Here is a 12,474-nt window from a genome sequence, read left to right as displayed (position 1 = left end):
GACCTTAGGTGAATAAACACAAAAAGATCCCGTTACGCAAGTGTGTAGTGACTGGAGAAATGAAGCCTAAAAAGGAACTAATCCGAGTTGTACGTTCAAAAGAAGGCGAAATCTCAGTAGATCCGACCGGGAAAAAGAACGGGCGGGGTGCTTATTTAACGCTGGATAAAGAGTGCATCTTAGCAGCAAAAAAGAAAAACACTTTGCAAAATCAATTTCAATCACAAATCGATGACCAGATTTTCGAAGAATTGCTGGAACTGGCGGAAAAGGTGAAAAAATAAAATGTCTGGAATGGAATGGTTTCCCTTGCTGGGTCTGGCCAATCGAGCTCGTAAGGTCGTGTCAGGCGAGGACTTGGTTATTAAAGAAATCAGGAATGCGCGTGCGAAGCTTGTCCTGCTTACAGAGGATGCATCATCTAACACAGCAAAGAAAGTAACCGACAAGTGCAATTATTATAAAGTTCCTTATAAAAAAGTCGCGGATCGCGCGATTCTTGGACACTCTATCGGTAAAGAATCCCGTGTCGTTGTCGCCGTCACTGACCAAGGTTTTGCGAATAAGCTGATCAGCTTGCTCGATTAATATTTTTGGGGGTGAACGAATGGCTAAAATGAGAGTATACGAATATGCAAAAGCGTTAAATGTTTCAAGTAAGGAAATTTTGACCGCACTGAAGAACATGGATTTAGAAGTGAATAATCATATGGCCATGCTTGAAGAAAAGGCCATTAAACAGCTTGATGCCAAATTTAAAAAAGGCGGCGCAGCCGTTAAATCTCAAAAGCCTGCGGAAACGAACAAAAACAAACAGCCGCAAGGGGTAAATCAGCAGTCTGCTGGAAATCAACCAAATAAAATTCGAGACGGAAAGAAGAATGACGTGCAGAATAATCAATTTAACAAAAACAAGAAGAATAACAACAACAAAAAAAATAAACGCAACAATAACAACAACAGAAACCAACATCAGCAAAAGCCTGTGAAGCCGAAAAAAGAGCTTCCTGAAAAAATTACGTTCTCAGGCACTTTAACAGTCGGCGCACTGGCCGAAGAGCTTGGCAAAGAGCCTTCTGAACTCATCAAAAAACTGATGCTTCTTGGTGTTATGGCAACCATTAACCAAGAGCTCGATAAAGACACAATCGAACTGATTGCATCAGAATACGGTGTTGAAACTGAAGAAGTTATTGTCCTTGAAGAAACTGAATTAGAGAAATACGAAGAGCCTGACAAAGAAGAGGATCTTGAAATTCGTCCTCCTGTCGTTACAATCATGGGTCACGTTGACCATGGGAAAACAACGCTTCTTGACAGCATCCGTAAAACAAAGGTTGTTGAAGGAGAAGCTGGCGGAATCACTCAGCATATCGGAGCCTACCAAATCGAAGAAAACGGCAAGAAAATCACTTTCTTGGATACCCCGGGTCACGCCGCATTTACAACAATGCGTGCACGCGGTGCGGAAGTAACCGATATTACGATCCTGGTTGTAGCTGCGGATGACGGTGTAATGCCGCAAACAGTAGAGGCGATCAACCACGCGAAAGCGGCAGAAGTACCGATCATCGTTGCTGTGAATAAAGTTGATAAAGAAGCTGCAAACCCTGACCGTGTGATGCAAGAACTGACAGAATACGGACTTGTGCCTGAAGCTTGGGGCGGAGAAACGATTTTTGTTCCGCTTTCCGCTTTAACTGGAAAAGGCATTGATGAACTCGTTGAAATGATCTTGCTTGTCAGTGAGGTAGAGGAACTGAAAGCGAACCCGAACCGCCAGGCAAAAGGAACTGTTATTGAAGCGGAACTTGATAAAGGCAGAGGGTCAGTTGCGACATTGCTCGTACAGACTGGAACACTGCATGTCGGTGATCCGATTGTAGTCGGCAATACATTTGGCCGTGTCCGTGCAATGGTCAATGACATTGGTCGCCGTGTGAAAACAGCGGGACCGTCTACTCCGGTTGAAATTACCGGTCTAAATGACGTGCCTCAAGCGGGAGATCAATTCCTTGTCTTTAAAGATGAAAAAACAGCTCGTTCTGTTGGAGAAGCCCGTGCTTCCAAACAGCTTGAAGAGCAGCGCAGCGATAAAGCAAAGCTGAGTCTTGACGACTTATTCGAGCAAATTAAACAAGGTGATGTAAAAGACATCAACCTCATCGTAAAAGCTGACGTTCAAGGATCTGCCGAAGCTTTAACAGCCGCACTTCAAAAAATTGAAGTTGAAGGCGTTAAAGTGAAAATCATCCACACAGGCGTTGGTGCAATCACAGAATCTGACATTATTTTAGCATCTGCTTCCAATGCAATTGTTATCGGGTTTAATGTGAGACCGGACGGTAATGCTAAGAGTACGGCTGAAGCTGAAAACGTAGATATTCGTCTTCACCGTATTATTTACAAAGTAATCGACGAGATTGAAGCAGCTATGAAAGGTATGCTTGATCCTGAATATGAAGAAAAAGTAATTGGTCAAGTAGAAGTGCGCCAAACATTTAAAGTATCTAAAATCGGTACGATTGCCGGAGGATATGTTACTGAAGGAACGATTACGCGCGACAGCGGCCTCCGTTTAATTCGTGACGGCGTCGTAATCTTCGAAGGTGAAGTGGACGTTCTGAAACGCTTTAAAGACGATGTGAAAGAAGTTTCACAAGGCTACGAATGTGGTATAACGATTAAGAAATACAATGACATTCGTGAAGGTGACATCCTTGAAGCGTATGTCATGCAAGAAATTGAAAGAACGTGATCGGATTTGCGGAATGTGAATGCATCATTTATGATGCAGGATCGTTAAAAGAAAAGCGCGCCGTTCTGAAGCGGATCTTAACCAGGGTTCAAAATAAGTTCAATGTTTCGATTTCGGAGATTGGCTATCAGGACACATGGCAAAGAACCAGCTTTGGAATTGCCGCTGTTTCTTCCTCTCGCGTTCAGACAGAAAAAGAGTTGCAGCGTGTTCTTGCGTTTATCGACTCTTTTCCTGAAATTGAACGGACGATCACTAGAACAGAGTGGTTTTAACTTAGAGGTGATTGAATTGAGTATGAGAGCAAACCGTGTCGGCGAGCAAATGAAAAAAGAACTCGGTGATATTATCAGCCGAAAGCTGAAGGATCCGAGAATTGGTTTTCTGACAGTAACGGATGTACGTGTATCAGGTGATTTACAAATTGCAAAGGTGTATATTTCCGTTCTCGGAGACGAGAAAAAACGGGAGGAAGCACTGAAAGGGCTTGCTAAGGCGAAAGGGTTTATTCGCTCTGAAATCGGCAGCCGCATCAGACTTCGTAAAACGCCTGAAATTGAATTTGAGTTCGATGAATCAATTGATTACGGAAATCGAATCGAAACATTGATTCACCAATTGAATTCAGAGAACCCGTCTGAATAACAAATGAAGAGGATAGGCGTTCGTCGTCTGTCCTCTTTTCTGCGTTTTGAAGAAAATCCTCACAACAGAAGGAGTGAAAGGCATATGGTTAACGGAGTTCTCCTTTTACATAAACCGGTCGGCATGACATCACATGATTGTGTCATGAAGATCCGGAAGCTGCTAAAAACAAAAAAAGTCGGACATACGGGAACGCTTGATCCTGAGGTATCAGGTGTGCTTCCGATTTGTGTGGGCCGGGCTACAAAAATTGTCGAATATTTAACTGAGAAGTCTAAAACATATGATGCTGAAATTACGCTTGGTGTTTCAACGACGACAGAGGATCAAACCGGAGAAACCGTTGAAACAAAGCCAGTAGATCAAGCTGTTGATGAAGCAGAAGTAGAAAAGGTTTTAAACAGTTTAAAGGGACAACAAGAACAGATTCCCCCGATGTATTCCGCAGTAAAGGTAAACGGCAAAAAATTATATGAATATGCAAGAGCGGGACTTGAAGTAGAACGGCCAAAACGTCTTATTACCATTGAAGATATTGTGCTCACTACAGGGGTTAAACATAATGGAGAGACAGCGAGTTTCCGGTTTACAGTAACATGTTCAAAAGGAACCTATGTGCGGACACTGGCGGTTATGATTGGCGAAAAGCTCGGATATCCGGCTCATATGTCTCATTTGATCCGTACGGCATCCGGTGACTTTTCTCTTGATGAATGCTTTACGTTTGAAGAGCTGGAAGCTCAAGCCGAGTCCGGAACTGTAGCAGACCATACAGTCTCTATTGAACGTGCGCTCAATCATTTGCCGAAATGGATCATAAGTGATACATTAGCTAAGAAAGTAGAAAATGGGGCCTTGCTTGAAACACCAGAACAATTCTCGGATCTGACAAGTGACGACCGTCTCGCAGTCTATACGGAATCCGGAAGCTGTCTGGCGATTTATTTCCCTCATCCTACAAAACACGGGCTGTTAAAGCCGGCAAAAGTATTGATGCAAAAAAGCGAACAATAGAAAAAAGGTGACCGTTCTGTGAAGACGATACATATTACACATCCGCATCATTTAATAAAAGAGGAGCAGCCAAAGTCTGTGATGGCGTTAGGTTATTTTGACGGCGTTCATTTAGGGCATCAAAAGGTAATCGGCACAGCTAAACAGACAGCTGAAGAAAAGAATCTGACATTAGCTGTGATGACCTTTCACCCCCATCCTTCCCATGTGCTGGGCAGGGATCAGGAACCAAAGGATCTGATTACCCCTCTTGAAGATAAAATCAGCCAAATTGAACAATTAGGCACGGAGATACTGTATGTCGTTAAATTCAATGAAGTGTTTGCTTCTCTGACTCCTAAGCAGTTTGTTGATCAGTATATTTTAGGCCTTAATGTACAGCATGCAGTGGCAGGCTTTGATTTTACGTACGGAAAATACGGCAAAGGAACAATGGAAACGATGCCGGTTGATTTAGATGGAAAAGCTGATTGCACAATGGTGGAAAAATTGACGGAGCAGGATAAAAAAATCAGCTCCAGCTATATTCGGACTGCACTTCAAAACGGAGACGTTGAACTGGCCAATGTCTTGCTTGGACAGCCCTACTTTATTAAAGGAATTGTCATTCACGGAGATAAAAGAGGGCGGACAATCGGGTTTCCGACGGCCAATATCGGCTTGAATAACAGCTATATTGTCCCGCCGACCGGTGTATATGCCGTCAAGGCGGAAATAAACGGCGAGATTTACAACGGCGTTTGCAATATCGGCTATAAGCCGACGTTTTATGAAAAACGACCGGAACAGCCTTCAATTGAGGTCAATTTATTTAATTTTGATCAAGAAGTATACGGAGCCGCTATAAAAATTGAATGGTATAAACGAATTCGGAGCGAGCGCAAGTTCAACGGCATTCAAGAATTAACAGAGCAAATTGAGAAAGATAAGCAGCAAGCGATCCGTTATTTCAGCAATTTGCGGAAATAACATGCAGCGCACACAAATTTTATTCTAAAATATTTGCATATAGGCTCGATTTTTAGTATGATAGTTTTCGTAGTCTTAAAACCTTTGCTTGGCAATCCGAAGTCACCGACGGTTGCTAGGTAACTGGGGCTAAATATTATTTGGAGGTGAAACAGGATGGCAATTACTCAAGAGCGTAAAAACCAACTCATCAGCGAGTTTAAAACACACGAATCTGATACTGGATCTCCAGAAGTTCAGATCGCTATCCTAACTGATTCAATTAACAACTTGAACGAGCATTTACGTACTCACAAGAAAGACCACCATTCACGTCGCGGTCTTCTTAAAATGGTAGGTAAGCGTCGTAATCTTCTTACGTATCTGCGTAATAAAGACGTAACTCGTTACCGTGAGTTAATTAACAAACTAGGCTTACGTCGATAATCGTAAAAAGCGGGAGGATTCCCGCTTTTTTATCGTATAAAAGCGAAAAATTTTTATAATCAATCATTGAAATCCTTTTACATACTACTTTGACATTGATATGTTCAATCAATTTCGTTCATAATAGGAGTAATTGATTATTTCACACAACGAAGAGAGGAGTTCGTAATCGTATGGGACAAGAAAAACATGTCTTTACCATAGATTGGGCCGGAAGAACGCTTACTGTTGAAACCGGCCAGCTTGCCAAACAGGCAAATGGTGCTGTTATGGTTCGCTACGGCGATACAGCAGTACTCAGTACAGCAACCGCTTCAAAAGAACCGAAACCGCTTGATTTCTTCCCGCTTACTGTAAACTACGAGGAAAGATTGTATGCGGTAGGTAAAATACCTGGCGGGTTTATTAAAAGAGAAGGACGTCCAAGTGAAAAAGCTGTTTTGGCGAGCCGTTTAATCGACCGTCCGATCCGGCCTTTATTCGCCGATGGATTCCGTAATGAAGTTCAAGTCATCAGCATCGTCATGAGTGTTGATCAAGACTGCTCTTCAGAAATGGCTGCTATGTTCGGTTCATCGCTTGCACTTTCTGTATCAGACATCCCGTTTGAAGGACCGATTGCAGGGGTAACTGTCGGACGCATTGATAATCAATTTGTTATTAACCCGACGGTTGATCAGCTTGAGAAAAGTGATATCAATCTTGTCGTTGCCGGAACTAAAGATGCAATTAACATGGTGGAAGCAGGGGCAGACGAAGTTCCTGAGGAAACGATGCTAGAAGCGATTATGTTCGGCCATGATGAGATTAAACGCCTGATTGCATTCCAAGAAGAAATTGTTGCAGCTGTCGGCAAAGAAAAATCAGAAATTAAGCTTTATGAAATTGATGAAGAGCTGAGTGAAAAAGTAAAGGCTTTAGCAGAGCAAGATCTGCTGAAAGCAATCCAGGTTCATGAAAAGCATGCCCGCGAAGATGCCATTAATGAAGTAAAAAACACAGTTGTGGCAAAATTCGAGGATGATGAGCATGACGAGGAAACAATCAAACAAGTCAAACAGATTTTGTCCAAGCTTGTCAAAAATGAAGTGCGCCGCCTTATTACTGAAGAGAAAGTAAGACCTGACGGCCGCGGAGTCGATCAAATCCGCCCGCTTTCTTCTGAGGTTGGCCTCTTGCCGAGAACACACGGTTCCGGATTGTTCACAAGAGGACAGACCCAGGCTCTCAGCGTTTGTACGTTAGGTGCTCTCGGAGATGTGCAAATCCTTGATGGTTTAGGTGTCGAAGAATCGAAACGGTTTATGCATCATTACAACTTCCCGCAATTCAGCGTCGGGGAAACTGGACCGATGCGCGGACCGGGACGCCGTGAAATCGGACATGGAGCTCTTGGTGAGCGTGCGCTTGAGCCTGTTATTCCATCTGAAAAAGATTTCCCTTATACTGTCCGTCTTGTATCTGAAGTGCTTGAATCAAACGGTTCTACTTCTCAGGCAAGTATCTGTGCAAGCACACTTGCGATGATGGATGCCGGTGTACCGATTAAAGCACCAGTCGCAGGTATTGCAATGGGACTTGTCAAATCAGGCGAACATTATACTGTTCTGACTGATATTCAAGGTATGGAAGATGCGCTTGGAGACATGGACTTTAAAGTTGCCGGAACTGCAAAGGGCGTAACGGCGCTGCAAATGGACATTAAAATTGAAGGCCTCTCCAGAGAGATTCTTGAAGAAGCGCTTCAGCAGGCGAAAAAAGGAAGAATGGAAATCCTCAACAGTATGCTTGCTACATTAAGCGAATCAAGAAAAGAGCTTTCTCAATATGCGCCTAAGATTTTAACAATGGCTATTAATCCTGATAAAATCCGCGATGTCATCGGACCTAGCGGAAAACAAATCAATAAAATCATCGAAGAGACCGGTGTTAAAATTGATATCGAGCAGGATGGCACAATCTTTATTTCGTCGACAGTTGAAAGCAGCAACCAAAAAGCGAAGAAAATCATCGAAGACCTCGTCAGAGAGGTTGAAGTCGGCCAGCTTTACTTAGGTAAAGTGAAACGAATTGAAAAGTTCGGCGCTTTCGTTGAAATTTTCAGCGGAAAAGACGGTTTGGTGCACATTTCAGAGCTTGCGCTTGAGCGCGTAGGAAAAGTTGAAGATGTTGTCAAAATCGGAGACGAGATTCTTGTGAAGGTTACTGAAATCGATAAGCAAGGACGGGTCAACTTGTCTCGTAAAGCTGTGCTCCGTGAAGAGAAAGAAAAAGAAGAACAAAAATCTTAAATGAAAACATAAAAGGAGCCTGGGAGACCCGGCTTCTTTATTTTGACGCTTTAAAAAGCAAGCGGGTTCTACCTTGTCCTTCTCCTTCATAATGTGAGGTGAGGGGGGACAGAACATGTACAAAAAATTTGTACCGTTTGCCGTTTTTCTATTTCTTTTTTTTGTTTCTTTCGAGATGATGAAAAATCCGCACACACTTGATTATATAGGGGCAATGAAACAAGATACGGTGACCGTCTCGGCGTCCAAAGACCCGCTATATGAAGAATTGCTTCAAAAGGCGCCAGATTATGAAGTAAAGCCTCAGAATGCAAGAATAGACAAGGTGTGGAAAAGCATTCCCGGTTACAATGGTTTAAAGGTCAATATTGAAAAATCATATAAAAAAATGAAAAAGCACGGTGAGTTTCGGGAAAACGATTTAGTGTACAGTCAAGTAAAACCAAGCGTTCATCTTGAGTCTCTTCAGCCAGAGCCTATTTACAAAGGGAATCCGGAAAAACCGATGGTGGCTTTTTTAATTAATGTGGCATGGGGAAACGAATATTTGGAAAGAATGCTCCCTGTCCTTCAAAAGCATAACGTGAAGGCTACGTTTTTTCTGGAAGGCAATTGGGTGAAAAACAATGAACAGCTGGCTAAAAAGATTGCGGAAAAAGGACATGAAATCGGAAATCATTCATACAATCATCCGGATATGAGCAAACTGACTACAGGAAGAATTTCCGAACAGCTCGACAAGACGAATGAGCAAATAGAAAAAACGCTCGGCGTCAAGCCGAAATGGTTCGCTCCGCCAAGCGGGAGTTTCAGGAAAGCGGTTGTTGACATTGCAGCTGAGAAACATATGGGAACGGTGATGTGGACGGTTGATACAATCGACTGGCAAAAACCGGCTCCGTCTGCACTTCAAACCCGGGTGTTAAGCAAGATACATAATGGTGCCATGATTTTAATGCATCCGACCGATCCCACGGCGGAAAGTCTTGAAGCGCTGATTACAAAGATAAAAGATAAAGGATATGCGCTTGGAACAGTCACTGAACTAATGGATGAAACAAGACTGTTGAAGTAACAGGGCAGGCAGCTAGTCTTTGAATAGGAGGAACAAATTTGATTAAACGATATACGTGTCAAAATGGTGTAAGAGTTGTGCTTGAAAATAACCCGACAGTCCGTTCTGTCGCGATCGGCGTTTGGATTGGTACAGGCTCGCGGCACGAAACGCCGGAGATAAATGGGATTTCCCACTTTTTGGAGCATATGTTCTTCAAAGGGACGAGCACAAGATCTGCACGTGAGATAGCAGAATCTTTTGATCGTATTGGCGGTCAGGTCAATGCGTTTACCTCAAAGGAATATACCTGCTATTATGCAAAGGTGCTTGATGAGCATGCGAATTACGCACTTGACGTATTAGCAGATATGTTCTTTCATTCAACTTTTGATGAAAACGAGCTGAAAAAAGAAAAAAATGTGGTTTACGAAGAAATAAAAATGTATGAAGACGCGCCCGATGATATTGTCCATGATTTACTGAGCAAAGCCACGTACGGGAATCATTCTTTAGGCTATCCGATTCTAGGCACAGAAGAAACGCTTGATTCCTTTAACGGCGACTCTCTCAGACAATACATGCATGATTATTATACGCCGGACCGTGTCGTTATTTCTGTAGCGGGTAATATTTCAGAAAGCTTTATAAAAGATGTAGAAAAATGGTTCGGATCATATGAGGCAAAAGGAAAAGCGACAGGTCTACAGAAGCCCGGATTCCATACAGAAAAACTCACAAGAAAAAAAGAAACAGAACAAGCCCATTTATGTCTGGGATTTAAAGGGCTGGAAGTCGGTCATGAAAAAATTTATGATTTGATCGTCCTTAATAATGTGCTCGGAGGCAGCATGAGCAGCCGCCTGTTCCAAGATGTTCGTGAAGATAAAGGGCTCGCTTATTCTGTTTACAGCTATCACAGCTCATATGAGGACAGCGGCATGCTCACCATTTATGGCGGAACAGGTGCAAATCAGCTTCAGCAGCTGTCAGAAACCATTCAAGAAACCCTTGCAACATTAAAGCGCGACGGCATAACGCCTAAAGAGCTGGAAAACAGCAAGGAGCAAATGAAGGGAAGCTTGATGCTGAGCTTAGAAAGCACGAACAGCAAAATGAGCCGAAACGGTAAAAATGAACTGCTGCTCGGAAAACACAAAACATTAGACGAAATTATTAATGAATTAAACGCTGTAAACTTAGAACGTGTCAACGGTCTTGCCAGACAAATGTTTACGAATGACTATTCTCTGGCTCTTATCAGCCCTTCCGGCAATATGCCGTCATAAATCCGAAATGCCTGCCCTGAAACGGGGCAGGCATTTTTTTATCCTTTTGATCATACATAGTACAAGGGGGTGACAGAGATGCGGCTCAGTGAATTATCCGGGAAGGAAATTGTCGACATCAAAAGAGCTGAACGGCTGGGAGTACTGGGTCAGACCGATTTAGAAATCAATGAACAGGATGGTCAGATCACAGCGCTCCTCATTCCGACAGTCAAATGGTTTGGTTTGAGAAAACACGGTCAAGACATTCGTGTCCCCTGGGATCATATTCAAAAGATCGGATCAGATATGATCATTTTAGATGTCCCTGAGGAAATTTCTCCTCACCAAGAGTAACTATAGAAAAGGCCCAACTCTGCAGGTTATGGGCTTTCATGAAAACATCCAAACATCGGCTGAGTCAGCCGATGTTTTTTTGTGTGAAAAAAGCGTATGTTTTAATTCACCGCTATTTCCTTTTGATCATAAGATGAAGGGGAGCTTAACAGCTAGGGATCCAGTATATACAAAGAAGGTGAACGTTTAACATGTTAACCGGATTGAAAATTGCAGTTATCGGCGGTGACGCAAGACAGCTCGAAATTATTAGAAAACTCACTGAACAGCAGACTGACATCTATCTCGTCGGTTTTGACCAATTGGATCACGGTTTTACCGGAGCTGTAAAATGCAACATTGATGAAATTCCTTATCAGCAAATAGACAGTATCATTCTTCCTGTGTCTGCGACAACAGGAGAAGGTGTCGTATCAACCGTATTTTCAAATGAAGAAGTTGTTTTAAAACAGGAGCACCTTGACCAAACGCCTGCACACTGTGTCATTTTCTCAGGGATTTCTAACGCCTATTTAGAAAACATTGCAGCTCAAGCAAACAGAAAACTTGTTAAGCTGTTTGAGCGGGATGACATTGCGATATACAATTCTATTCCGACAGTAGAAGGAACCATCATGCTGGCCATTCAGCACACAGATTATACGATACACGGATCTCAGGTGGCGGTTCTCGGGCTGGGACGCACCGGAATGACGATCGCCCGTACATTTGCCGCGCTTGGGGCGAATGTAAAGGTCGGGGCAAGAAGTTCAGCGCATCTGGCACGCATCACCGAAATGGGGCTCGTCCCGTTTCACACTGATGAACTCAAAGAGCATGTCAAAGATATAGATATTTGTATTAATACCATACCGAGCATGATTTTGAATCAAACTGTGCTTTCTCGCATGACACCGAAAACCTTAATATTGGATCTGGCTTCACGTCCCGGCGGAACCGATTTTAAATATGCTGAAAAACAAGGGATTAAGGCACTCCTTGCCCCTGGTTTGCCGGGGATTGTCGCTCCTAAAACAGCAGGGCAGATCCTCGCCAATGTCTTGAGCAAGCTTTTGGCTGAACTACATGCTGAGGAGGGGAAATAAGAATGTCGTCACTAAAAGGGAAAAGAATCGGATTTGGACTGACCGGCTCGCATTGCACATATGAAGCGGTGTTTCCGCAAATTGAGACGCTAGTCAATGAAGGAGCGGAAGTCCGGCCGGTTGTCACATTTACTGTAAAATCGACTGATACACGCTTTGGAGAGGGAGCGGAATGGGTTAAAAAGATTGAAGACCTTACCGGATATGAGGCAATTGATTCAATTGTAAAGGCTGAACCCCTCGGGCCAAAGCTTCCGCTGGACTGCATGGTAATTGCTCCTTTAACCGGAAACTCGATGAGCAAGCTCGCCAACGCCATGACAGACAGCCCTGTACTGATGGCTGCAAAAGCAACAATCAGAAACAATCGGCCGGTTGTTCTCGGTATATCAACAAATGACGCTCTCGGTTTAAACGGCACAAACCTAATGAGGCTCATGTCTACCAAAAATATCTTCTTTATTCCATTTGGGCAAGACGATCCCTTCAAAAAACCGAATTCAATGGTTGCCAAAATGGATCTGCTTCCTCAAACCGTTGAAAAGGCGCTGATGCATCAGCAGCTTCAACCAATTCTCGTTGATAATTATCTGGGAAATGACTAAAT

General features: G+C 43.2%; 14 protein-coding genes. All 14 read left to right on the top strand.

All coding sequences use genetic code 11. The annotated features are described in order from the left end of the window. Positions 1–8: 8 nt before the first annotated feature. Positions 9–284, top strand: coding sequence for an RNase P modulator RnpM (gene rnpM / locus ACQVGS_RS13220; protein WP_010334283.1), 276 nt, complete (start codon positions 9–11; stop codon positions 282–284). Position 285: 1 nt separating this feature from the next. Beyond that, entirely contained in the window at positions 286–588 is a 303-nt protein-coding gene (locus ACQVGS_RS13215) for a YlxQ family RNA-binding protein (RefSeq protein ID WP_101863326.1), read from the top strand. Positions 589–607: 19 nt separating this feature from the next. Then, the gene (gene infB, locus ACQVGS_RS13210; protein WP_024121430.1) at positions 608–2,758 is read left to right on the top strand and encodes a translation initiation factor IF-2; all 2,151 of its coding nucleotides are present in this window, start codon (positions 608–610) and stop codon (positions 2,756–2,758) included. Then, complete coding sequence (locus ACQVGS_RS13205) at positions 2,755–3,033, top strand: DUF503 domain-containing protein (RefSeq protein ID WP_003220950.1); 279 nt, start codon at positions 2,755–2,757, stop codon at positions 3,031–3,033. Before infB ends, ACQVGS_RS13205 begins: the two co-directional genes overlap by 4 nt. Positions 3,034–3,049: 16 nt before the next feature. Next, entirely contained in the window at positions 3,050–3,403 is a 354-nt protein-coding gene (gene rbfA / locus ACQVGS_RS13200; RefSeq protein WP_010334286.1) for a 30S ribosome-binding factor RbfA, read from the top strand. Between the two features lie 84 nt (positions 3,404–3,487). Continuing rightward, positions 3,488–4,417, top strand: a complete 930-nt coding sequence (truB, locus tag ACQVGS_RS13195) for a tRNA pseudouridine(55) synthase TruB (protein WP_059335786.1) — start codon at positions 3,488–3,490, stop codon at positions 4,415–4,417. A gap of 18 nt (positions 4,418–4,435) precedes the next feature. Continuing rightward, positions 4,436–5,386 carry a bifunctional riboflavin kinase/FAD synthetase gene (gene ribF, locus ACQVGS_RS13190; RefSeq protein WP_106020724.1) on the top strand — a complete coding sequence of 317 codons (951 nt, stop codon included), beginning with the start codon at positions 4,436–4,438 and terminating at the stop codon, positions 5,384–5,386. A gap of 156 nt (positions 5,387–5,542) precedes the next feature. After that, positions 5,543–5,812 carry a 30S ribosomal protein S15 gene (rpsO, locus tag ACQVGS_RS13185; RefSeq protein WP_003154182.1) on the top strand — a complete coding sequence of 90 codons (270 nt, stop codon included), beginning with the start codon at positions 5,543–5,545 and terminating at the stop codon, positions 5,810–5,812. 173 nt (positions 5,813–5,985) lie between these two features. Continuing rightward, on the top strand, positions 5,986–8,103 hold the full coding sequence (pnp, locus tag ACQVGS_RS13180; RefSeq protein ID WP_095713847.1) for a polyribonucleotide nucleotidyltransferase: 2,118 nt from the start codon (positions 5,986–5,988) through the stop codon (positions 8,101–8,103). Between the two features lie 115 nt (positions 8,104–8,218). Continuing rightward, positions 8,219–9,178 carry a polysaccharide deacetylase family protein gene (locus tag ACQVGS_RS13175; RefSeq protein WP_024121435.1) on the top strand — a complete coding sequence of 320 codons (960 nt, stop codon included), beginning with the start codon at positions 8,219–8,221 and terminating at the stop codon, positions 9,176–9,178. 38 nt (positions 9,179–9,216) lie between these two features. Continuing rightward, positions 9,217–10,446, top strand: coding sequence for a M16 family metallopeptidase (locus ACQVGS_RS13170; protein ID WP_024121436.1), 1,230 nt, complete (start codon positions 9,217–9,219; stop codon positions 10,444–10,446). Between the two features lie 78 nt (positions 10,447–10,524). After that, the gene (locus tag ACQVGS_RS13165; RefSeq protein WP_024121437.1) at positions 10,525–10,782 is read left to right on the top strand and encodes a YlmC/YmxH family sporulation protein; all 258 of its coding nucleotides are present in this window, start codon (positions 10,525–10,527) and stop codon (positions 10,780–10,782) included. A gap of 191 nt (positions 10,783–10,973) precedes the next feature. Continuing rightward, positions 10,974–11,867 carry a dipicolinic acid synthetase subunit A gene (dpaA, locus tag ACQVGS_RS13160; RefSeq protein ID WP_024121438.1) on the top strand — a complete coding sequence of 298 codons (894 nt, stop codon included), beginning with the start codon at positions 10,974–10,976 and terminating at the stop codon, positions 11,865–11,867. Between the two features lie 2 nt (positions 11,868–11,869). Further along, the gene (gene dpaB / locus ACQVGS_RS13155; protein WP_400152210.1) at positions 11,870–12,472 is read left to right on the top strand and encodes a dipicolinate synthase subunit B; all 603 of its coding nucleotides are present in this window, start codon (positions 11,870–11,872) and stop codon (positions 12,470–12,472) included. Positions 12,473–12,474 lie beyond the last annotated feature (2 nt).

The sequence above is a fragment of the Bacillus sp. SD127 genome (assembly GCF_058566445.1).
The sequence above is the reverse complement of the archived record's forward strand: the minus strand, read 5'-3'. Positions and strand labels throughout refer to the sequence as shown.